The organism is Butyricicoccus intestinisimiae, assembly GCF_018918345.1.
In the GTDB taxonomy this organism is placed as follows: Bacteria; Bacillota; Clostridia; order Oscillospirales; family Butyricicoccaceae; genus Butyricicoccus_A; species Butyricicoccus_A intestinisimiae.
Window position 1 is genome coordinate 122910 of the sequence record NZ_JAHLQI010000005.1, and the last position, 22041, is coordinate 144950.

A 22041-nucleotide genomic window follows, 5' to 3' on the forward strand; every position below is an offset into this window, starting at 1 on the left:
ATAAAAATAAAAGTCTTGTCAAAAGAGGGAGAATACACATGAGAACGGATAAAATTGCATTGCTGACGGATTCCTGTGCGGATATTCCGGTGGAGGTTGCAAGAAAAAATCATATTTACGTTGTTCCGTTTACGATTACATTTGAAGAGGGTTCGTATCAGGACGGCGTGGATATTTTTCCGGACGATGTGTATCGCCGCCAGCCCAATGAGGTGATAAAAACCTCTCTGCCGTCCGGCGCAGTCATCGAGGACACCCTGCACAAAATCAAAGAGGACGGCTACGAAAAAGTCATTGCCATTATGCTGTCCAGCGGCTTGAGCGGCGGCTATCAGATTGTGCGCATGCTGGGAGAGGAAGAGGAAGCGCTGGAGGTTGCGGTATTTGATTCGATGAGCGGCAGCTTGGGCGAAGGCGCTATGGTTCTGACGGTTGCCCGTTGGATTGAAGAGGGCAGAACGTGGGAAACTATGCTGGCATGCATCCCGCGCATGATGAAGCAGGTGTATCCGTATTTTTCTGTTGATACGCTGGAATATCTCAAGCGCGGCGGACGCATTGGAAAAATTACGGCAATGGCGGGTACGGCGCTCGGCATCAAGCCGATTCTTGCGTTTGATCCGGTGTCCGGTGAATTGACGAGCACACACAAAGTGCGCGGCAGACAGGCGGCCATGAAAAAACTGGTGCAGGTTGTCGTGTCCAAGCTGGAGCCCAACAAGCGCTACAACATCATGTGGGCACACGGCGGTACACCGGAGGAAGGCGCACGGATTGCCGAGATGCTGCGCGAAGCGGCACCGAATTTCCAGCAGGAATTTTCCGGACAGATTGACTGTACGCTGGCTTCGTATGTCGGCCCGCGGCTCATTGGCGCCGCCGTGCAGGTGCTGGATGATGATATGTAAGACAAACGCAAACCGGTGAGAGGAAACTTTCACCGGTTTTGTTATCTGTGTGCAGCAATTGCAAATAGATGCAATTCAGGGTATGATAGAGGCAGAGAACAGGAAGGAGAACACGATGAAGTTTTTACATCTCGGAGACCTGCATCTCGGCAAGCGCGTATACGGCTATTCTATGCTGGATGACCAGCGGTTTGCGCTGGAGCAGGTGGTTCGCATGGCAGCACAGAATCGGGTAGATGCGGTGGTGATTGCGGGAGATATTTACGATAAGACGGTTCCGCCTGGTGAAGCCGTTTCGCTGTTTGACTGGTTTTTCACGCAGCTGTGTGAACGAAATATCACGGTTTTGGCGGTGAGCGGCAATCACGATTCCGGTGAACGCTTGGACTTTGGCAAGACGCTGCTGTCCCAGCAGGGCATGCACCTGATTGGCACGTTTGACGGAACGGTTGCATCCGTCACGCTGGCAGACCGCGAACAGTGCCGCGTGCAGTTTCATCTGTTGCCTTGGCTGCGTCCGATGGAATGGCGCGAGACGATGCAGCTGGAGCAGAGCACCCAGCAGTGTGTGATGGAGGCGGCGCTGGCGCGGACGCAATGGGAGCATGGCGCACGGCATGTGCTGGTTGCACACACGTTTGTGACGGTTGGCGGCGCGATGCCGGAGCAGTCGGACTCGGAGATTGTTCCGGTCGGCGGCATCGATGCGGTGGATGCAGCGCTGTTTGACGCGTATGATTATGTGGCGCTGGGGCATATTCACCGCCCGCAGCGATTGGGACGTGACAGCGTGCGGTATTGCGGCTCGCTACTCAAATATTCGTTTTCTGAGGCGCGATATCCGAAATCCGTCCCGCTTGTGACGATAAGAGAGTGTGGAGAACCGGATATTACGCTGCTGCCGCTGACACCCAGACGGGACTTGAGAGAAGTGCGCGGCAAGCTGTGCGACGTGACTTCGGAGCTGGTGCAGCGGGCGGGAGATACGAATGATTATCTGCGTGTGATTTTGACGGATGATGAGGAGCTATATGACCCGCAGGCGGCACTGCGCGCAGTATATCCCAATCTCATGCGGCTGGATTTTGACAACATTCGCACGCAAACCGCCGATGCCGAAGGGCTGCAGCGCGAGGAAGCTGCTCAGCAGCTGACGCCGGTGCAATTGTTCGAGCAGTTTTTTGCGGAGCAAAATGGAAAGCAAATGACTGACTGGCAAAAGCAGCAGCTTGCGCGCATTGGCAGAGAAATGGAGGACAGCGATGAAGCCGATTCATGTAACGGTTAGTGCGTTTGGACCGTATTCCGGCACCATGACGTTGGATATGCAGGACTTCGGCGGCAGCGGATTGTTTCTCATCACCGGTGACACCGGTGCGGGAAAGACGAGCATTTTTGATGCGATTTGCTTTGCGCTGTTTGGCGAGGTCAGCGGTTCACAGCGCGGTGCCGATCAACTGCGGTCGGATTTTGCACCGCCGACGGCGGATACCTATGTAAAATTTACGTTTTCACACGGTGGAGAGATCTATCAAGTTCATCGGACACCAAAATACGAGCGGCCAAAAAAACGCGGTACAGGCACGGTCACCCAGCAGCCCAATGCGGTGCTGACCAATCCGGACGGTTCGACGATCGCAGGCGCAACCGCTGTGACCGAAGCGGTGCAAAACTTGCTCGGCGTGGACTGCCGTTCGTTTAAGCAGATTTCCATGATTGCGCAGGGAGAATTTATGAAGCTGCTCACGGCGGACAGCCAGTCCCGCGCCAAGATTATCCGCAATGTCTTTCATACCGAAGCGCTGGTTTCGCTGCAAAAACGCATCAAGGCGGAGTATCTCGCTTGGAACCGCAAGTGCGAGGATGCCAGCCGGTCGGTATCGCAGTACGCAGAAGGCTTTCAGCTGGAACAAATGCCGGAAACACAAGATTTTTCCGAACTTTTAACACGGGTGCGCGAACAAAATCGCGATGACGAGCAGACTGGCAGGCAGTTGGAGCAGCAGCTTGTGCAGCTGCGCACGGCGCGAACCGTTGCAATTGAAGCGGTGGTCAAGGCGGAGGCTCAGCAGCAGGCGCGGGATAAATGGAACGCAGCCAGACAGCAATTGCAGCAGCTGGAGGCGCAGCGGCCTGCGATGCAGGCGCAAGCGCAGCGATTGGAGCAGGCGCGCCGCGCAAGAGATTTGGTACAGCCGAAATGGCAGGCGTATCAGTCGGAGCACGCGCGATGGGAACAGCTGACCGCACAGGTTCATGCGCAAAAACAGCGCGTACAGCAATTGGAACAGCGGACGGCGCAGCTGGAACAGGCAAACCAGCAGGCGCAAGCCCTGCTGCCGCAGCTGCAAGCGCTGCAGCAGGAAATTACACGTCTGTGTGATGCAAAACGCCAAGCGGAGCTGTGGCAGGACAAGCAGAAACGGGCACTGTGCGCACGCGCATCCGCCGATGCAAAGCAGAAAATCTATCAGGCGGCGGCAGACGCATGGAATGCGCAGCGGCAGCGCGTGGACGATCTTCGCCGGCAGACGGAGAATTTACATGCCGGTCAGATGCGACGGGAATCTCTGCGCCGCGACTGGCGAGAGGCATCCCAGCGGGAAAAGCAGCTGGAAAGCATGCGGGATCTGTTTACAGAACTGGCACAAAATCAAAAGCAGATGGACGAACAGCAGGCAAGCTATTTGAAGCAGGAGCAATTGTATCAAAGCGATGAGCAGGCATGCCGCACGGCAGAACTGCATTGGATGCGCGGACAAGCGGGCATTTTGGCGCGCGATTTGTGCGAAAATACACCGTGTCCGGTGTGCGGTTCGCTGGAACACCCGCATCCGGCACAGATACAGGCGCAGGTACCGAGTGAACAGGAATTGCAGGCGCTTCGGGCGCGCATGGAGCGGCAGAGAACAGCTCTGCAGCAGATTGGCGCGCAGACGGCTGCGGCGCGCTCGCGCGCAGAAGCGGCACAAAAAGCGGTTCGGCAGGCCATGCAGGACTTGTTTGAGCAGCCGGATACGACGCGGGAACAGCTGGAGGAGGCAATTGCCCGGCAGCATGCGCACACCAAACAGCTGATGGAGGACGGCAAACGCGTTGCCGCGCAGGTCGACCGATTGGAACAGCTTGCCGCGCAGGTACAAACCCTGCAAAGTGTGCTGCCGCAGCAAGAACTGGAGACACAGAAGGCAGAGCGCGACTATCACGAAGCCGACCGCATGGCGGCAGCCATGCAGGCAGAGGCACAGACGCTGCTGGATGCCCTGCCTATGCGCGATCTTGCCGCAATGGACGCGCAGCTGCGCGAAAAACAAGCTGCCTATGATGCACAAAACCAGCGCATAGAACAGGCGAGAAGCGATTGGGAACGGCATCAGCGCGATTGGAACAGTGCGCAGCAGGTGTATCAATCCGCCTGCACGCAGGCGCAGCAGCAAGAGCAAACGGCACAGACGGCACAGACGGCGTGGCGCGATGCGGTTCATGCGGCAGGCTTTGCCAGCGGTGAAGCGTATCAGGCGGCTTTGCTGACGCCGGAGCAATTTCAGCGTGCAGATGAGCAATGCCGGCAATTTTCTCAGAGGTGGACAACCGCACGTTCCATGGAACAGGAATATGCGGCTGCGGTTTCTCAGGATGAAATAGAGGACGTGCAGCAGCTGCGGCAGGCGCGCGAACAGGCGGAGCGTGCGTGTCAGGACAGCGAACAGCGGCGCACACAGTGCGATGCGCGGAGACAGCACAATCAGGCGCTGCTCGCACGCATCGAGCAGGTACAGGGCGAGCTGGAACAGCTGGAGCAGCAGACCGCCGCTCTGCGTGAGTTGTCGCAGACGGCAAACGGTGAGCTGGCGGGCAAGCAAAAACTCATGCTGGAACAGTATGTACAGGCGGCATATTTTGAACGCGTGCTGCATCGCGCCAATTTGCGCCTGCGCGATATGACGCAGGGACGCTATGAGATGTATCGGCGCAAGACGGCAGAAAACAATCGCAGTCAGTCGGGCTTGGATATTGACGTCATGGACTATTACACCGGCAAACGGCGCTCGGTCAAGACACTGTCCGGCGGCGAGTCGTTTTTGGGCGCACTGGCGCTGGCACTCGGCATGTCGGATGTCATTCAGAGCTATGCGGGCGGCGTGCTGGTGGAAACGGTCTTTTTGGACGAAGGATTTGGCACACTGGACGGTGCTGCATTGGAGCAGGCGATTGGCGTGCTGGTGCGTCTGTCCGGCGGCAATCGGCTCATCGGCATTATTTCTCATGTGGCAGAGCTGAAAGACCGGATTAACCGGCAGATTGTCGTGCGCCGCGGTGCATCCGGCAGTACAGCGGAAATTTGTATAGGGGGATAGACAGAATGAATGACAATGAAATGCAGGTGATTGCAACCATTCGCACGGATTTTCCGACCAAATTTGGCATTCCGCGGCAGAGCGGCATTGTCGATACGCTGCGGGCAAAAATCGTATTTGAACCGGCATACCGCAATCCCGATGCCCTGCGCGGCTTGGAGGATTTTTCGCATGTGTGGCTGATTTGGCAGTTTTCCGGCAATGCCCGCAGAGAAACATGGTCACCGACTGTGCGCCCGCCGCGGCTCGGCGGCAATACGCGCATGGGCGTGTTTGCGACGCGTTCGCCATTTCGGCCCAATCCGATTGGTCTGTCCAGTGTGCGGATAGAGAAAATTCAACTGCACACGGAGGAAGGCCCTGTGATTTGGGTGTCCGGTGCGGATTTGATGGACGGCACGCCGATTTACGACATCAAGCCGTTTATCCCGTATGCGGACAATCATCCGGATGCAAGGGGCGGATTTACCAACGATACGAGCGGATACACGCTGGCAGTCACATTTCCCGAGCAGCTGCTGGAACAGGTGCCGGTGTCACATCGAGAAGCCCTGCGCGGCGTGCTCGCGCATGATCCGCGGCCGTCATATCAGCACGATCCGGAGCGCGTGTACGGCATGGAATTTGCCGGCATGGAGATTCGGTTTCGCGTGGACGGAGAACAATTGATCGTGTGCAGCGTTGCACCGATTGCATAATAAAAACAGGCATTTCCGGCTGGAAATGCCTGTTTTGCTGTGTGTGATTGTTAAGAAAGCAGAGAAGACGCAACGCCGGTCAAATAATTCTTGAGCATCTGCGCGCACTCGGCACGGGTCGCGGAATCCCGCGGCGCCAGCTGTGTGGCGGTTTTGCCGGAGATGATGTTAGAGGCAACCGCCCACTGCATGGCATCCTGCGCATAGGAAGAAACAGCGGATGCATCCTGATATTGATGCAGATTATCACGGGCGCTGGTGTCGAGCTGCCGCTTGTTGGAATAGCGATACAGCACAGCGGCAAAGTCCTGTCGGGTGATGGGCGTATAGGCGCCAAACGTACCGTTTGGATATCCGCTCATGATGTCGTTTTGTTGTGCCCATGCGACAGCTTTCGCAAACCACTGATCGTCGGAAACATCTGAAAAGGGAGCCGCCTGCGTGACAGCGGGTCTGCCGGAAAAATTATACAAAACCTGCGCGACCATCGCACGGGTCAATGCGGCGTGCGGCGCGAATTGTGTCGGAGAATTTCCGTTCATGAGATTGTTTCGAAATACAAAGCTGACAGCCGGAGCAAACCAATCGGAAGAAAGTACGTCTTGGAATCCGCAGACGGTATGCTTGGGAATCAAATCACCGGTGGTCAAATAAAAATTACAGGAGACATCGGAGGAAACGCCGTTTACACGGCCGGAGCCGGTATATTGCCAGCAGGTATATCCGGTGCAGCTGGTCTGCGTGGTGTAGTGTGCGACGCCGATTTGTACACCGTCCTGTTTGATTTGCTCTGTATAGATATCGTTTGTTAAAAAATCTCTGCTGGCGCACAGCATGGGCTGATATCCGGCATCGCGAATGATGCCGCAGAATGCGAGAACATTGGCTGTTTTCTGAGATTGGCTCAGATTTGCCTGTTCCAGTCTGCCGGAGCCGTCATAGTAGGCATAGTTCATGACGATGGGAAGCTGCACATTGTCACGCTTTACATGCTCCAATACAAATCGGGCTTCTTCTTCTGCCTCTGCGGTGTCGAGTGCCTGAGAGGAAAACGTGACGCCAACCGGAATATCAGCGGCTGCGGCACCGTCCATATAGGCTGTGTACATTTCATCCTGAAATAAATCACCGGATTTCACACCGCGATTGCCGACTTGAATCAATGCAAAGGCAATGCCGTCTTTTGCAGCTGCGTTCCAATGAATGGTTCCGTCCTTGCTGGAGACATCCATGCCGTCATAGATGGTATAGCCGGATGGAAGCACATAGGTTTTGTCTGTAAAATGGCTGTATCGCGAGACAGTTGCCGCGTCAAATACACTATGAAGCTGCTGTGTATCTGTGTTTTTCGGCGCGGCAAGCGCAGCGGATGCGCTGCTGCAGAGACAGCAGGAGAGAACCAGCGCGAGTAATCGTTTTGCTTTCATAAATCATACCATCCTTTCGGCAGAGGCGGTTACAAATGATATAACCAGTATGACATGAAATGTCGAAAAATACAATAATTTGACAAAAAAAGAACAGCAGTGCAAACTGCTGTTCTGATATATTGGGCGTGTTATTCGTCGGAAGAATCAGAAGAATTTTTCGAGGCATCGTATTTCGCCGTTGCTTGGAAAATATCTTCCAGCTGATTCTTGTAGTAGATGCCATCGTGGTGCTGATCTGCGGCCATGATAACAGCGACATACTGCGGGTCATTGTTGGAGTCGAGCAGAGCCGTCACAATCCACGCATTGGTGCTCTTGCCGGTCTGCGCCGTGCCGGTTTTGGCAGCGACATGCCAGCCCTGATTGCCATAGTAGCCAAAGCCGTAATGATCTGCAGCGACTTCCATGCAGGAAACCACTTCATCAGCAGTCTCCTTAGAAGTGACTGTGGTCAGCTCTTCCGGAGAATCCGTATAGGTATCATCCTTGGTGCCGTTTCCAGCCGTGACGGATTTGATGAGATACGGCTTGAGCATCGTGCCGTGATTGACGATGGACTGACAAGCCATTGCCATGTACAACGGGGTCACTTCGGTTTTGCCCTGACCAAATGCGATAGAGCCGACAACCTCATCGCGTTTGTCCTCAAAGTCGAGATTGGAGGACAGCGTGGTGAAGTCGAGCGGAATATCCTCGCCCAGCTTAAACTTGCGCAGGCTGGCTTCCAACTTGTCTCCGCCCATCTCCAACGCCTTTGTGATAAAGTAAACATTGGACGAGTTGCGGATTGCACCCTCCAGACCGATGGAACCGAACGAACGGCTGTCATAGTTTGTGATGGTCTGACCGTTCTTGAAGGTATAGGAACCGCGGTCATTGACGTTGGTATCGCCTACGCCGTTGTCGAGAACCGCACAAGCGGTGATGATTTTAAAGTCGGAGCCTGGGGCAAATGTCGATTTATAGGCATTCGGCAGAAACAGACCGGTTTTCTGGGCGTATTCCGACCAATTGTCCTCCAAATCCGACTGAATAAAGCTCGGTGTTGACGCCATGGAGACGATTTCACCGGTCTTTGCATCCAGCACAACCGCTGCACCGTTTGCAATGTCGGAAATGGCAGAATATGTCGCAGTCTGTAAATTGGTATCCAGTGTGGTCTGAATGGTGTTGCCGATTTGCTTGCCGTCGGATTTGCACTTGCTGGAAATCAACTGAGAATTAAAGGTTTTTTCCAGACCAAACGTGCCGTATGCCGGAGAATAATAGCCGACAACCGTGGAAAAGGCGCGCTGCTTGGTCTCGCCGTCGATATAGCTGCGGTAACCGTTTGCCTTGGTAGACCAGCTCAGCGGCGTGCCGTCGCGGTCTGTGATGGTGCCGCGGATATACGTGCGCTGCAAAGTCTCTTGTCGGGCAGCCTCGCGGCTTTCCGGATTACCGAGTGTTGTCCATACCAGACCGACCGCGATTGCGATTGCGCAGATGAGAAATGCGCTTTGAATGCACTGTACGCGCTTTTTGAAGCTTGGAGTCATAGCTGGTGTAATCCCTCCTTCCGTTCCACAGGTTTCCGGCGGAGATTACAAGAATCACCGCGATGTTGATAAAGGTTGCCATCAGCGAAGAACCGCCGCGGGAAATGAGCGGGAGTGTGATGCCGGTCAGCGGCATCATGCCTGTGGAACCGCCAATAATGATAAATGCCTGAATGACCAGCTGCAGGCTGAGACCTGCGCTGACTGCCTGATGATAGCGGTCGCCGCAGTGATAGTAAATGCGGCTGCCGCGAATGAGCAGCAGACCGAAGATAATGCAGATCATGACGGCAATGATTAAGCCGCAGCGCTCCGTCAGAGCAGGGAATACCATGTCGTTGGACGGATTGGACAGCGGGGTAGTCGTGCTGCTGCCAAACAGATTGGAGTTGAGCAGCGCTTTGCGTCCCTGTAAAATCTGATAACCGGCACCCTGCGCGTCCTTGGCAGGATCACGCCAGTAGATAAAACGATTGGCGATTTTCTGCACCTGATTGAGGACAAACTGCATCGGACCAAAATCGCTCTTGCCGCCGGTAGCTTTGAGCAGCGACATGCCGCACGCAGCTGCTGCCGCGCCGGCTGCAGCGATGATTGCGGTGACAGAGGCAAAGACCTTGATATCCGGTACAAACAGGAAAATCATGCAAAGGAATGTACACAGGATGAGCAGGAACGTACCAAACTCGCCCTGAATACCCAAGAATCCCAGATTTACCAGCGTAAATCCAATCGCGTACCAGACGCGCTTGCGTCCCGGCTTGTCCTTGGTGCATAACAGACCTGCCATGACGAGAACATAAATAATCTTGTTGAACTCGGACGGCTGCAGAGAAAAGCCGGCAATGTTAATCCAGTTTCGCACGCCGCCGCCGACCGCCTTGCCAATGAGCAGAGTTGCCATGTACAGAATGACGGACAGCACCATGAGAATGCTGGTGCCGACTGCCGAAGCAATCATCGGTGCGTGCTTGTATACGATTGCAGCAATGACGCCGGCAACTGCTGCCAGCACATAGATGACAATCAGAGAAGTCGGCATTTCGTCCTGCTTGAGCAGCAGACACTGAATCATCGTGCCGAACGTCAGCAGCATGGCGGTGTCCAGAAAGAACGGAACATCCGCGTGCATGCGGTTCACGCACAGCCAGCCGCCGTATGTAATAATCATGAGCGGGAGCATCATATACAGATACGCTGTGCCGCGCCCAGAGATCTGAACCGTAAGCAGAGAAACCAGCTGGAACAGAATAAACAGTATCAGCACCTGAATGCCGAGGGACTTTTTACTTGCACGAGCCGGTCTCTGGGTTCTTTGTACTTTTTTCGCTACTTTTTTCTTTTGTGCCATGGTAGCTTACATCACCTCCGAATATACTGTGTGTCATCGGATACGTCATCCATCGCGCGCTCGATCTGCAAAACAGTCGTGCCGAGCTGGATGCGTTCGCCGCCGACAATGGCGATTTCAGAACGCGGCACCTTGTTGACGATGGTTCCGTTGAGGGAGCCGAGGTCGCGCAGGCACACTTGTCCGCTTTTGCGGAACAGCTCCGCATGCTGGCGGGAGACGGTGGAGTCAGTAATAATTAAATCGTTGTCGTTGCGGCTGCCGATGGTGAACGGATAATGTGTCACCGGCACGCGTCTGCCCTGATACACGATGAAAAATTCCAGCGGAGTAGAAGACGGTCTTTCCGGAGACGGCTTCTTGGATTCCGGGGGAGCTTTTGTTTCCTTTTCCGGCTGGTCAGCAGTCGTAAAGCGGTTTGCCTTCCAGATAATAAGTACAGCTAAAATGATGATAACGGCTATCAGAACTGGTTTTAAAATATTATCCATAGGTGTTCCTCCTGTATCTCTCCATATTATAGCATAAAAAATAAAAATGCAAATAGGTTTTGACAAATATATCGAAGATTTTAAGAAAAAATGGAGATTTCTTCTGGAAATCATGGGGGAATTTTGAGGAAAAATCAGCAAATATGACAGAAAGATTTTGATTGACGAAACGAATCCTTAACGCAGGAACGCTTGTTTCGACACAGCCTGATTGGTATAATAGAAACAAAAGAAACAAAAAACTGTCGATTTGGTTGGAAGGCAGTTGAAAGAAGGGAAATATTGAATGGATGAGAAAAAACGAAAAAAACGGCAGTCCATTTCGATAAGCCGAAAGAATGTGCTGGATCTGGGCTTTACGATTGGCATTATCCTCATCGCGTGTCTGGTGTCCTCACTGCTGGTGCATTATTCCAAAAGCTCGGCGAATGTCACGGCGGTGTTTACGCTTGCCGTGCTGCTGACGGCGCGGGTGACGGATGGATATGGGTGGGGCATCGCCGCCTCCATCATCGGCGTGATTGCCGTCAACTATGCATTTACCGACCCGTTTTTCCAATTGGATTTTACGACGGCAGGTTATCCGATTATTTTTGCGTCCATGGCGCTGATTTCGGTTGTGACCAGTGCGACGACGGGCAGCGTCAAGCTGCAGGCGCGTCGCGCCAAAAACAGCGAGGAACATACCCGCCGGCTGTATGACTTTTCGCAAAAACTTGCCAGTGCACAGAACGCGGATCAGATGATTGATCTGGCCATGCAGTATTTGCACGACCAGCTCGGCTGTCCGGTGCTGTATTTAGAGGATGAAAACGACATCCGCGAAAACCGAGAACGCATTGTCGGAGAAATCGGCGGGTTTGTCTCGGATGCCATCGAGCACAGTGCCATTTCCGATTGCTTCCGAGAGGCGTGTGATACCGGCGTCGGTACCATACATTCTCCCTATGCCCGATTCCATTATATTCCGGTGCCGGGAAGCAGCGGAATGCTGGGATGCATCGGTCTGCTGTGGAACAAGGACATTGCAGAAGAAATTCAAGAGCATGTCAGAGCCATTTTGGCACAGACGGGTATTTCTCTGGAGCGGCAGCGTCTGGCAGAGGAGCGCAACCGCGCGGCCATGACAGCGGACAGAGAAAAGCTTAGAAGCAATCTGCTGCGCTCGATTTCGCACGATTTGCGCACACCGCTCACCGGTATCATCGGCGCATCCGCGGCGATTGAGGAAAACGGCGACAGCATCGGCGCAAAGGAAACGCGCAAGCTCGCCGCAGATATTCATGAAGATGCAGAGTGGCTGCTGCGCATGGTGGAAAATCTGTTGTCTGTCACGCGCGTCTCGCAGGTGGCAGAGCTGAAAAAATCCGAAGAAGCCGCAGAAGAAGTGATTGTAGAGGCGGTATCTCGGTGCAAAAAACGGTTTCCGGATGCACAAATTCGCGTGGATCTGCCGGAGGATGACATGCTGTTTGTCCCGATGGATGCCACACTTATCGTGCAAGTGCTCATCAACTTGATGGAAAATGCCGTGCGCTATGCACAGACTCCCATTGACATCGGCCTGCGCCGCGATGGAGCATGGGCGGAATTTTCCGTCAGGGATTTTGGCCCCGGCATCGCGGACGACAAAAAAGAAAATCTGTTTGATTCCGTGCAGGCTCAGCCGGACAGCCGCCGCGGCGGTCTGGGCATCGGTCTGACGCTGTGCCGCTCGATTATCACGGCGCACGGCGGTGAAATCTGGGAGGTCAATCATCCGGATGGAGGTGCACAGTTCTTATTTACCCTGCCGCTGGAGGAGGAAGAAAAATGAATGGAGAGACCATTTTAATTGTAGAAGACGAACAGCCGATTGCGCACGTGCTCACAACGATTTTGTCAGCCAACGGCTATCATACCCTGCAGGCGTCAACGGGTACGCTGGCGCGCTCGATTATCAATTCGCATTGCCCGCGTCTGATTTTGCTGGATTTGGGTCTGCCGGATATGGACGGCTTGGAGCTGCTGCGCTGGCTGCGCGAGTGGTCAGGTGTGCCGGTTCTGATTGTATCCGCACGAGAGGAAGAAAACCAGAAAGTCGAGGCGCTGGATCTCGGCGCAGATGACTATATCACCAAACCGTTTGGAACCTCTGAGCTGCTCGCCCGCATCCGCACCGCCCTGCGCCATCAGGCAAAGCTGGAATCCGGCGACGATATGCCGCGCGGCAGCTACAGCGTGCGGGATTTGACCGTAGACTTTGAGCGCCGCAAGGTCACGCTGCGCGGTGAGGAAGTGCACCTGACGCAGATCGAGTATAAGATTGTCGAGCTGATCGCCCGCCGTCCCGGCCGCGTGCTGACCTATGATTATATCATCAGCCGCATCTGGGGGCCGTATGCCGTGGATAACAACCGCATTCTGCGCGTCAATATGGCACATATCCGCAGAAAGCTGGAGGACAATCCGGCAGAACCGTATTACATTCGAACCGAAATCGGCGTGGGATACCGCATGGCAGAAGAATAACACAAAAGCCTGAGAGATTTTTTTCTCTCAGGCTTTTTTTATGGCCGCAGCGGTTCCGGTCTCTCGTGGACAATCACAAGGATGCGGACACGCGGTTTTTCCAGCTCGCGTTTGATGGATTTGATGTATACATGATACCGAAATTTTTCGACGTACTGATGATAGAGTTTTGCGTCGGTTTTGTTTAATTTTCCGATTTCATCTCCGTTTTCCGTGATGACGGTGCAGTTGGAACCGTTGGAATTGCAGATGATGAAAACCGGCTGTTCTTTTGTGCATGAGGCGATGGTTTCCAGACGATTCTGTTTGCCTGTGCCTTTGAGCTTCCAGATGAGATGCACATCCCCATTTGCCGCAGGTCTGGGCAAATACATTCCTGCAAACGTTCCTTCTGTGCGCAGCTCCGCATCTGGACAAAGAGACGGGTCAAGTGTCATTGTACACTCCATAAAGCTACCTCCGTTTCTGTCCACTAACAAAAATATCATAGCATAGTTTTTTCCGGCATTCAATGATTTGGCATGAAATTTGCATAAAGATTATGTATTATTTTTGTGAATAAATCGAAAAAATTTTGCGGCACAGTTGGCAAAAGGCCGTATTTTTGTGCAGATATTCGGGAAATGCAAAAGCCGAGGGACAAAATTCCCTCGGCTTTTTCTGCCGTGTGACACGCCTACAAAAAAGATTTCATCTGCGTGATATTGGTGCGTTCGGTTGCAAGCAGCTTATCCGCCAAGCGGGAGACCGCGGCATCCTGCACATCGCAGCGGCGCATGGTCTGCATGCTCTTGGTCACGCCCATGGTGTTCCCCTGAATCATCATATTGGCGATGTTGGACTGCGAGGAATCCATCATGGTTTTGAGTCCGGAGGTCAGCTCGCTCGACCACTTGGTGAAGGTGCTGACATCTTCCGGTTCTCCGCCGAGCTTGTGCAGCAGGGTGTCCGCAGAATCATGAATTTTTTGGTACTCTGTGCGCTGCTGTTTGAGCGCCTGTCGAAATTCGCCGCTGGTGTACGGCAAAACCGCGTCAATGCCGTCTGCGCCCATCTCTGTCGTCTGTCGGATGGCATTGAGCAGCGTGCAGTCATCGTTCATCATATTCTCACCTCACAGTCAGTATTGACCGACTGTGTGAGCATTATACGGGCTGTCAATCTTCAAACAGCGGCGTGCTGAAATAGCGCTCTGCGGTGTCCGGCAAAATCGTCACGACCGTCTTGCCCTTGCCGAGCTTCTTGGCGAGCTTTTGCGCCGCTGCCACGTTGCTGCCGCTTGAAATGCCGCACATAAGACCTTCCAGACGCGCCAGATCCTTGGCGGTCTGCAGCGCTTCCTCGTCTGTGACAATCTGGATATGGTCATAAATCTGCGTGTTTAAAATATCCGGAATCAAGCCGTCGCCAATGCCCATCTGCAAATGCGTGCCGACCGAGCCGCCGGACAAAATTGCCGCGTTTTCCGGTTCAACCGCCCAGATTGTCATGTCCGGATTGACTGCGCGCAGCGCTTCACCGATACCGGTGATGGTGCCGCCGGTGCCGACACCGGAGCAGAAGCCGTCAATGGGGCCGGATACCTGTTCCAGAATTTCCTGTGCAGTCTGGCGCCGCTGGATGTCCGCGTTTGCCGGATTGGCAAACTGCTGCGGAACAAACACATGCGGATCTTCCTTCGCCATGCGCAAAGCGGTCTGGAGACATTCATCAATGCATGCGCCAATGTCGCCGTCATCGTGAATGAGAATGACTTCTGCGCCATAATGACGAACCAGCTTGCGGCGTTCTTCGCTGACAGAGTCCGGCATAATGATAATTGTCCGATAACCGCGTACAGCGCCGATGAGTGCCAAGCCGATGCCTTGGTTGCCGCTTGTCGGCTCCACAATGATGGAATCCTCGTGGAGCAGTCCCTTGCGTTCTGCGTCTGCAATCATGTTAAAAGCCGTGCGGGTTTTGATGGAACCGCCGACGTTCAGACCTTCAAATTTCACCAGAATCTGTGCGCTGTCCGGATCTGCCATGCGGGACAGCCGAATCATCGGCGTATGTCCCATTGCTTCTAATACATTGTTGTAAACCATGTGAATCATCCTCGTATACAAAAGCCGAAATATCTTTCGTTTTCAGCAAAATTATGGTATTTTTACACCAGAGAATTATTATACCGATTTTTTGCAGGCATTGCAAGGTGATACCGCTAAGATTCGGATACTTTGCTGGATTTTTCGGCGTATGTTGTATCATATGTTTTCGGAATGGTTTTTGCGATCAGATATTTTCCATAGGCATCTTTCGCAATGCTGTTCAGGTTGGACGGAGAGACGTCACAGCGGCCTGCCAGCGTGTGCTTTTTTGCCATCGCCTGTGTATAGTCATCGAGCGGAATCACACGGTACGAACGGAATTTGCTGGATGTGCACACCAGCGGCATGACACCGGGGTTCTCTACCGTTACGGTGCCGGTCTCGTCTCTCGTCAAGGTCACCTGCAGCATGCCCTCAACTATGGTTTCCGCCTTGTTCTGACCCGAGATGAAATTGCCGAGAGAGTAGATGCAAAAGGCACGGTTTCCGTTTTCCGACTCAACCCAGTCCGCCTGTTCGCAGACGTGCGGATGCGCGCCGATAATGAGTGTCGCGCCGTTTTCTGTCAGAAATTCAGCGAGATCTTCCTGTTCCTCGTTGGGCGTCTGGTGATATTCCTCACCCCAATGCATGACGACGACAACCGCATCGCATTTTTCCTTTACTGCGGCAAGCTCTTTTTTCATTGTATCCTTGTCAATCAGAGAGACAAGATCCGGATTGCTGTCCGGCAAGTGCGCGCCGTTGAGACCATAGGTATAGGCGAGAAAACCGACCTTGATGCCGTTGCGCTTGATATAGCGGACGGTGGCGCGATCCTCTGCGTCGCGGCTGATGCCGATGCGGATGACGCCGTTTTTTGCCTGAGAATCCCAGTAGTTCATCGTGTCATAGACGGCACTGGATGTAGAATCCATGATGTGATTGTTTGCCTGTGAGATGACATCGAAACCGGCGTCAACCAGCGCGTCACCGCAGGACTGCGGGGTGTTAAAGCTCGGATAGCCTTCCGCCTTGCCCTTACCGAGCGGGGATTCCTGATTGATGACAGCGATATCCGCCGCCTGCACATACGGCTTGATTTCCGAATAAAACGGCGTGAAGTCGTAGCCGTCGCTGGTCGCGGCGTCCGTGAGCAGCGTGTTGTGCATGAGATTGTCACCGACTGCGATGAGTGACAGACTGCCGGGCTTTACGGTCTTTTTCTTGTTGTCATTGCCGGATAAAAAAGAGTGGGAGGATTTGCTCTCCGAATGCTGCGACAATGTCTGACGGACACAGCTCACGCCGCGCGTGGCGAGCAGGAGAAAAAGCACCGCGAGAACGAGAAGCAGGCCGATGCGCCGAATCTGTCTGCGGCGTTTGCGCTTGCGGCGTGCGATTTCCCTGCGGCGGGAAGGCGGGAGCTGCTGGGTTGTCGGTTGGTGTTTTTGGGGGGATTGATGCTTCATAAAACTACTCTCTTTTCAACTTGTTACATTCAGTTTACCAAGAAACGACAGATTGTCAAGAAGTAGTTTGTTGTGGCACAGCGTTTGCCGCAAAAGCGTGTTAAAAATAACAAAGACAGTGTGCGGTAGCAGTTGACATTTGGTATATGGTGTTTTACGATATAACTAATGAGGTTGGGAATATACGTATGGGAGGAAATAAAATGAAAATGAAGAATGCGATGCAGCGGAGCATCTGTGTCATCGGACATAAAAATCCGGACACAGATTCCATTTGTTCTGCAATCGCTTACGCAAATCTGAAGAATTTGACTTCGGACCGGACATATGAGCCGAGACGGGCGGGAGAGATCAATCAGGAAACGGCGTTTGTCTTGGGAAAATTTCATATGGAGCCGCCGGAGATGTGTTTGGATGTCCATGCGACGGTCAGCGATATTGACATTCGATATATCGATGGCGTGGACGGAAATATGACACTGCGCCGCGCATGGGAGACCATGCGAGATCAGGACATCACGACGCTGCCGATTACAACGAATGACAACAAGCCGGAAGGTCTCATCACCTTGAAACGTCTGGCAATGGCAAATATGGACAGTTTGGATCCGCATGCCGTATCCAATGCGTGCACGCCGATTGCCAATATCGTAGAAACGCTGCACGGCACATTGATTACCGGAGATCATGATATGATTCTGGATCAGGGCAAAATTGTCATCGCGGCGGGCAGTCCGGAAGCAATGGAAAATATGGTCGATCCGGGAGATATTGTGCTGGTTGCCAATCGCTATGAGGCGCAGCTGTGTGCCATTGAGCTGGAAGCGGCGTGCTTGGTCGTGTGCATGACCCCGAAAATTGCCAAAACCATCATCAAGATTGCAAAGGAGCACAACTGCACGGTCATCAGCACTCCGTATGACACCTATGCGGCATCGTGCCTCATCAATCAGAGTATTCCGATTCGCCATCCAATGGCAAAAGCGATGATTTCCTTTCAGTTGGATACGCCGATTGAAGAAGCAAAAAAAATCATGGGCCGTGTGCGTCATAATTATTTCCCCGTCATGGATAAGCAGGGATATTATCAGGGCGTTATCTCCCGCCGTAACTTGCTCAATTTGCAGAGAAAGCAGCTGATTCTCGTTGACCACAACGAAAAGACCCAGTGCGTCGACGGCTTTGAGGAAGCGGAAATTTTAGAGATTATTGACCATCATCGCATTGGCAATCTGGAGACGAGCAGTCCGGTGTATTTCCGCAATCATCCGGTTGGCTGCACAGCGACCATTATCTATCAGATGTATGGAGAAAATGGCGTGGAAATCGAGCCGAATATGGCGGGCATTTTGTGCAGTGCCATTCTGTCGGACACGCTGATTTTCCGCTCTCCGACCTGCACGGCGCAGGATGAGTATGCGGCGCGCAAGCTGGCGGAAATTGCAGGCATTGATATTGACCAGTTTGCACAGGAAATGTTTGAAGCGGGCGAGAATCTGCAGGAGCGCACAGCAGAACAGGTGCTGACGCAGGACTATAAGGTATTCGCCAGCGGCGGCATCCGCTTCGGCGTCGGTCAGGGCAGCTATGTCAGCGCCAAAAACCGCGAGATGGCAAAGGAAATGCTGCAGGGTGAGATGGAACAGGTTTTGGCAAAGGAAAATGTAGACATGATTTTCTATCTCGTGACCAACATTCTGGATCAGTCCAGCGAGGTTCTGTTTGCGGGCAAGGATGCGGATTTGCTGCTCAGCAATGCTTTCCATTGTCTGGTAAAGAAGGGACAGCCGCTGCTGCTCAAGGGCGTTGTTTCGCGCAAAAAACAGTTTATTCCGGCAATGATTGGCGGCATTCAAAATCAGTGATACATCATACGAACAAGACCCGCAGACGTGCTGTCTGCGGGTCTTTCTGTCAAGATGTTATTCGATGAGTCCGCTTTGCTTCAGCAGAATTTCGATGTCGGTGCCCTTGGTCTTTTTCAAGAGAATCTTGAGCATGCGTTTCTCTGTGAAGGACAGGCTGACCTGACTGAGCGGCTTTTTGTCGATGGCATAATAGCAGGCGCGCAGGAGTTCGCGCACATCGTATTTGCTGCCCCAGACTTCAGGTACACCGCGGTCAATATCCAGCAGCGTATACACGGACTCCATACCGGTACGCATGGAATATTCGGTGGTAAAGATGGTGTCGCGCGGCGTTTCAGCAAACTGACCGATAAAAGCAAAATTGACGGCGCCATCCGGTACAACCTTCGGGCGATCGGATTCCTTGCGGGGCTGGAAGAACGCGTTGATATACGGCATGAAGCAAGTGGTGGTGTTGCAGGCATCGTGTGCCAGCGCGTCGATGTTCTCGGTCGGGATGCCGATGTGATACAGCCATTCTCGGCAGACCTCCTCACCGGTGCAGTCGCGCATGGCCTTCTTCACATAATTGCCCTCAATATTGGTGTTGAGCGAGTACAGCCACACAAGCACCGTGTTTTTGTCCTGTGATTTGAACTGCGGCTGGCGGTTGATGGTCCAAGAGAGATACCAGTTGTCTGTGCTGTCTCTTACCGTCACGATACCGCCGGTGGTTACCTTGCCGGTGCGCGGGTCGCGCTTGCAGATGTTTGTGATATGCTGAATGATGTCCTCGTTGGCGGTGGCAACCGTGGCGCTCATCCAGTTTGTCGCGTCCACATCGCTGCAAAACGCTTCCGGATTGCCGAATTCGCCGTGCTCTGCCTGTGCGGCAATCGCCTTCCACATATCCCACGACTCTCCGCAGCCGTTTTTGACGGCAGAGAGGTCGGGTGCGTGCGTCTGATCGCCATAGCACGAAGTATCGGTGCAGCAGCCGTTTGTGATAAATACCAAATCATCCTCGATGAGGTCGATGGTCTGCTGTTTGCCGTCCTTCACATACAAAATTTGCTTGGCGATTTTTTTGCCGCCTTCGGTTTCGATCAGGACGTTTTTCACATCCATGCCGAATTCGATGTGCACGCCGTGAGATTCCAGATATTTTACGAGCGGCAGAATCATACTCTCGTACTGATTATACTTTGTAAAGCGCAGCGCACGGAAGTCGGGCAGACCGTCGATGTGATGCACATAGCGGCACAGATACCGCTTCATTTCTAATGCACTGGACCAGCGCTGGAAAGCAAACATGGTTTGCCAGTACAGCCAGAAATTCGTGTTCCAGAAGGAGTCAGGCAGCACATCGGAAATTTTCCGGTTCTCCAAATCCTTTTCCGGTGTCAAAAACAGCTTGGAGAGCGCCAGCGCGGATTCCTTATCCAACTCGAATTTTCCGTCCGTATGTGCGTCTTCGCCGCGGTTTACCGTCGCACGGCAGAGGGAGTAATTGGGATCGTGCTTGTTGAGCCAGTAATATTCATCCAAGACCGAAACGTTCGGTGTCTCGATGGACGGAACATCGCGGAAGGTGTCCCACATGACCTCGAAATGGTTGTCCATTTCGCGTCCGCCGCGCATGAAGAAGCCTTTGGTGATATCCTTGCGGCCGTCGCAGCTGCCGCCGGCAAGCGCCAGCTTTTCAAACAGATGAATGTGTTCGCCTTTCATCTGTCCATCACGAACGAGATAGAACGCAGCGGTCAGACCGGCAAGACCGGTGCCGATGATGTAAGCGGATTTTTGATCTACATTTTTTGGTTTTTCGGGATGAGCGAAAGATTCATACGTTCCTGCAGAGTAATACATAACAACAACCTCCCGTTTTTTTTCTTTGTGCTTTCAGTATACCCGTTCTGCTGCCGTTTACAATAGACAAAAAAAGCCCCGTGATAAAAAACTTATCACGGAGCGGAGAAGTGTAAAAAATTTTATCAGATGGGCGGAAGTGATAAAAATTACAGCTGGAATCTTGCAAGAGCCGCCGATATCGAGCCGGTTATCAGCTTGGCAAGCCGATCTACAATGTTCTGCGGATCCTCCCGCATATCCTCTTTGATCCAGTCGAGCATAAGACCGATAAAAATATACGAATAGATTTGTGCGATGAACTGTTTGTCCTCGTCTCTGACCGTCATCCCGCCAGATTTTTCCTGAATGATGTCCAGCAGCAGATGATCTACCAGCGGCTGCAGGTATTTTTCCACCTGCTCTCTGTGAACGCAGCGGTAAACGTTCAGGATAAACGGTTTGTTTTGCTGAACAGCCTCGAAAATTTGCAGCAGTCCCTGCTGCCAGGTGTCACAGGTCTTTTTTTCGTCCAAGGCACGCTTGGCATCTTCCAGACAAGCCCACTCCACGAGGTCATAAATATCTTTGAAATGATAATAGAAGGTCATGCGATTGATGCCGCAGTCGGCTGCGATGTCGCTCACCGTGATTTTGGTAAGCGGTTTTTTCAGCAGTAAATTTTTGAGAGATTGTTCCAATGCACGCTTTGTTACTTGTGACATACCAGTGCTCCTTTGCCAGTCGGAGGTTTTGTGCATAAAAAAATCCACCGCATTCCATGAGAATGACGGTGGATTTATGGCGGAGAGGGCGGGATTCGAACCCGCGTGCGATTGCTCGCAAACTGATTTCGAGTCAGCCCCGTTATGACCACTTCGATACCTCTCCAAATCAATCAGACAGTTTTAAAACTGCCTGATTAGTATACAATATTTTTTTGCTTCCGTCAAGAGCAAATTATCGCTTTTCCTGAAGCAGTGCGCGAATACGGTCGATGGTCGTCTGGCTGACGATGTGCTCAATGCGGCACGCATCGGTCTCAGCGGTTCGTGCATCGAGGGAAAGTACGGTCATCAGGAATTCCTTGATGAGCACGTGACGATCGTAAATTTCGTTGGCACGCTTGCGTCCCGCCTCGGTCAGCTGAATGGTTCCATACAGCTCCTGATCGACGAGACCAGCCTTTTTCAGAACACCCATGGCACGGGTGACGCTTGGCTTGGAATAACCGAGTTCATTCGCAATATCAACAGCGCGGACGGTACCGTTGCGCATTTCAAGCAGAAGGATCGTCTCCAGATAGTTTTCACCGGATTCTTGGATCTTCATGTAAAACACCACCTTTATTTGCTACTGTAAACTACAACCATTATAGCATGATTTTTGTGGAAACACAACAAAATGTATCAAAAATTAACAGCAGGGAATCAAAAATCCCGCATGCAGCGCGCAGGTTTTTGTGAATGATTGTCGCCTTTCTAGCATTTTTCACTTGATAGCTGGTTTTTTGCGGCTTG

At 52.8% G+C, this 22041-nt stretch carries 18 protein-coding genes and 1 tRNA gene; 7 read left to right on the top strand and 12 right to left on the bottom strand.

The genetic code is table 11. From position 1 onward, the window contains the following. Positions 1–38: 38 nt before the first annotated feature. The 4 genes from KQI75_RS10170 (at position 39) to tsaA (ending at position 5964) form a co-directional block, all read left to right on the top strand. Positions 39–908 (top strand): DegV family protein, encoded by an 870-nt coding sequence (locus tag KQI75_RS10170; RefSeq protein WP_216470690.1) that lies wholly within the window; start codon positions 39–41, stop codon positions 906–908. 115 nt (positions 909–1023) lie between these two features. Further along, positions 1024–2196, top strand: a complete 1173-nt coding sequence (locus tag KQI75_RS10175; protein ID WP_216470691.1) for an exonuclease SbcCD subunit D — start codon at positions 1024–1026, stop codon at positions 2194–2196. Next, the gene (locus tag KQI75_RS10180) at positions 2171–5266 is read left to right on the top strand and encodes an AAA family ATPase (protein WP_216470692.1); all 3096 of its coding nucleotides are present in this window, start codon (positions 2171–2173) and stop codon (positions 5264–5266) included. The genes KQI75_RS10175 and KQI75_RS10180 overlap by 26 nt, the downstream gene beginning before the upstream one ends. Positions 5267–5271: 5 nt before the next feature. Continuing rightward, complete coding sequence (tsaA, locus tag KQI75_RS10185) at positions 5272–5964, top strand: tRNA (N6-threonylcarbamoyladenosine(37)-N6)-methyltransferase TrmO (protein ID WP_216470693.1); 693 nt, start codon at positions 5272–5274, stop codon at positions 5962–5964. A 50-nt stretch (positions 5965–6014) separates the two neighbouring features. Here tsaA and KQI75_RS10190 read toward each other — a convergent pair whose 3' ends face one another. From KQI75_RS10190 to KQI75_RS10205, 4 genes are all read right to left on the bottom strand, one after another. After that, positions 6015–7391 carry an S-layer homology domain-containing protein gene (locus KQI75_RS10190; RefSeq protein WP_216470694.1) on the bottom strand — a complete coding sequence of 459 codons (1377 nt, stop codon included), beginning with the start codon at positions 7389–7391 and terminating at the stop codon, positions 6015–6017. A 131-nt stretch (positions 7392–7522) separates the two neighbouring features. Next, positions 7523–8932: a penicillin-binding transpeptidase domain-containing protein gene (locus KQI75_RS10195; protein WP_216470695.1), complete on the bottom strand. Its 1410-nt coding sequence runs from the start codon at positions 8930–8932 to the stop codon at positions 7523–7525. Then, entirely contained in the window at positions 8832–10283 is a 1452-nt protein-coding gene (locus KQI75_RS10200; protein WP_216470696.1) for an FtsW/RodA/SpoVE family cell cycle protein, read from the bottom strand. The genes KQI75_RS10195 and KQI75_RS10200 overlap by 101 nt, the downstream gene beginning before the upstream one ends. An 11-nt stretch (positions 10284–10294) precedes the next feature. Next, positions 10295–10774, bottom strand: coding sequence for an FHA domain-containing protein (locus KQI75_RS10205; protein WP_216470697.1), 480 nt, complete (start codon positions 10772–10774; stop codon positions 10295–10297). A gap of 286 nt (positions 10775–11060) precedes the next feature. On the opposite strand from KQI75_RS10205, the gene KQI75_RS10210 reads away from it, so the two are divergent. Both KQI75_RS10210 and KQI75_RS10215 read left to right on the top strand, forming a co-directional pair. Then, entirely contained in the window at positions 11061–12590 is a 1530-nt protein-coding gene (locus KQI75_RS10210) for a DUF4118 domain-containing protein (RefSeq protein ID WP_216470698.1), read from the top strand. Beyond that, a complete protein-coding gene (locus tag KQI75_RS10215) occupies positions 12587–13285 on the top strand; it encodes a response regulator (RefSeq protein ID WP_216470699.1) in 699 nt (232 codons plus the stop codon). The genes KQI75_RS10210 and KQI75_RS10215 overlap by 4 nt, the downstream gene beginning before the upstream one ends. A gap of 38 nt (positions 13286–13323) precedes the next feature. Here KQI75_RS10215 and KQI75_RS10220 read toward each other — a convergent pair whose 3' ends face one another. From KQI75_RS10220 to KQI75_RS10235, 4 genes are all read right to left on the bottom strand, one after another. Next, positions 13324–13734, bottom strand: coding sequence for a hypothetical protein (locus KQI75_RS10220; RefSeq protein WP_216470700.1), 411 nt, complete (start codon positions 13732–13734; stop codon positions 13324–13326). Positions 13735–13961: 227 nt separating this feature from the next. Next, entirely contained in the window at positions 13962–14390 is a 429-nt protein-coding gene (locus tag KQI75_RS10225; protein WP_246566583.1) for a hypothetical protein, read from the bottom strand. A 52-nt stretch (positions 14391–14442) separates the two neighbouring features. Then, a complete protein-coding gene (gene cysK, locus KQI75_RS10230) occupies positions 14443–15372 on the bottom strand; it encodes a cysteine synthase A (protein ID WP_216470701.1) in 930 nt (309 codons plus the stop codon). A gap of 116 nt (positions 15373–15488) precedes the next feature. After that, positions 15489–16826, bottom strand: coding sequence for a CapA family protein (locus KQI75_RS10235; RefSeq protein ID WP_216470702.1), 1338 nt, complete (start codon positions 16824–16826; stop codon positions 15489–15491). Positions 16827–17029: 203 nt separating this feature from the next. On the opposite strand from KQI75_RS10235, the gene KQI75_RS10240 reads away from it, so the two are divergent. Further along, entirely contained in the window at positions 17030–18691 is a 1662-nt protein-coding gene (locus KQI75_RS10240) for a putative manganese-dependent inorganic diphosphatase (RefSeq protein ID WP_330655562.1), read from the top strand. A gap of 57 nt (positions 18692–18748) precedes the next feature. On the opposite strand, the gene KQI75_RS10245 is transcribed toward KQI75_RS10240, so the two are convergent. The 4 genes from KQI75_RS10245 to KQI75_RS10260 form a co-directional block, all read right to left on the bottom strand. Continuing rightward, positions 18749–20542, bottom strand: coding sequence for an oleate hydratase (locus KQI75_RS10245; RefSeq protein WP_216470703.1), 1794 nt, complete (start codon positions 20540–20542; stop codon positions 18749–18751). A 149-nt stretch (positions 20543–20691) separates the two neighbouring features. After that, the gene (locus KQI75_RS10250; protein ID WP_216470704.1) at positions 20692–21246 is read right to left on the bottom strand and encodes a TetR/AcrR family transcriptional regulator; all 555 of its coding nucleotides are present in this window, start codon (positions 21244–21246) and stop codon (positions 20692–20694) included. Between the two features lie 77 nt (positions 21247–21323). Next, positions 21324–21412: transfer RNA gene (locus KQI75_RS10255), tRNA-Ser, on the bottom strand. A 69-nt stretch (positions 21413–21481) separates the two neighbouring features. Continuing rightward, complete coding sequence (locus KQI75_RS10260) at positions 21482–21853, bottom strand: metal-dependent transcriptional regulator (RefSeq protein ID WP_216470705.1); 372 nt, start codon at positions 21851–21853, stop codon at positions 21482–21484. Positions 21854–22041: the final 188 nt, after the last annotated feature.

What these genes read in the sequence shown, in the direction of transcription:
- KQI75_RS10170 (WP_216470690.1), top strand. Translation starts at nt 39, where the DNA reads ATGAGAACGGATAAAATTGCATTGCTGACGGATTCCTGTGCGGATATT.
- KQI75_RS10175 (WP_216470691.1), top strand. Translation starts at nt 1,024, where the DNA reads ATGAAGTTTTTACATCTCGGAGACCTGCATCTCGGCAAGCGCGTATAC.
- KQI75_RS10180 (WP_216470692.1), top strand. Translation starts at nt 2,171, where the DNA reads ATGAAGCCGATTCATGTAACGGTTAGTGCGTTTGGACCGTATTCCGGC.
- tsaA (WP_216470693.1), top strand. Translation starts at nt 5,272, where the DNA reads ATGAATGACAATGAAATGCAGGTGATTGCAACCATTCGCACGGATTTT.
- KQI75_RS10190 (WP_216470694.1), bottom strand. Translation starts at nt 7,391, where the DNA reads ATGAAAGCAAAACGATTACTCGCGCTGGTTCTCTCCTGCTGTCTCTGC.
- KQI75_RS10195 (WP_216470695.1), bottom strand. Translation starts at nt 8,932, where the DNA reads ATGACTCCAAGCTTCAAAAAGCGCGTACAGTGCATTCAAAGCGCATTT.
- KQI75_RS10200 (WP_216470696.1), bottom strand. Translation starts at nt 10,283, where the DNA reads ATGGCACAAAAGAAAAAAGTAGCGAAAAAAGTACAAAGAACCCAGAGA.
- KQI75_RS10205 (WP_216470697.1), bottom strand. Translation starts at nt 10,774, where the DNA reads ATGGATAATATTTTAAAACCAGTTCTGATAGCCGTTATCATCATTTTA.
- KQI75_RS10210 (WP_216470698.1), top strand. Translation starts at nt 11,061, where the DNA reads ATGGATGAGAAAAAACGAAAAAAACGGCAGTCCATTTCGATAAGCCGA.
- KQI75_RS10215 (WP_216470699.1), top strand. Translation starts at nt 12,587, where the DNA reads ATGAATGGAGAGACCATTTTAATTGTAGAAGACGAACAGCCGATTGCG.
- KQI75_RS10220 (WP_216470700.1), bottom strand. Translation starts at nt 13,734, where the DNA reads ATGGAGTGTACAATGACACTTGACCCGTCTCTTTGTCCAGATGCGGAG.
- KQI75_RS10225 (WP_246566583.1), bottom strand. Translation starts at nt 14,390, where the DNA reads ATGATGAACGATGACTGCACGCTGCTCAATGCCATCCGACAGACGACA.
- cysK (WP_216470701.1), bottom strand. Translation starts at nt 15,372, where the DNA reads ATGGTTTACAACAATGTATTAGAAGCAATGGGACATACGCCGATGATT.
- KQI75_RS10235 (WP_216470702.1), bottom strand. Translation starts at nt 16,826, where the DNA reads ATGAAGCATCAATCCCCCCAAAAACACCAACCGACAACCCAGCAGCTC.
- KQI75_RS10240 (WP_330655562.1), top strand. Translation starts at nt 17,030, where the DNA reads ATGAAAATGAAGAATGCGATGCAGCGGAGCATCTGTGTCATCGGACAT.
- KQI75_RS10245 (WP_216470703.1), bottom strand. Translation starts at nt 20,542, where the DNA reads ATGTATTACTCTGCAGGAACGTATGAATCTTTCGCTCATCCCGAAAAA.
- KQI75_RS10250 (WP_216470704.1), bottom strand. Translation starts at nt 21,246, where the DNA reads ATGTCACAAGTAACAAAGCGTGCATTGGAACAATCTCTCAAAAATTTA.
- KQI75_RS10260 (WP_216470705.1), bottom strand. Translation starts at nt 21,853, where the DNA reads ATGAAGATCCAAGAATCCGGTGAAAACTATCTGGAGACGATCCTTCTG.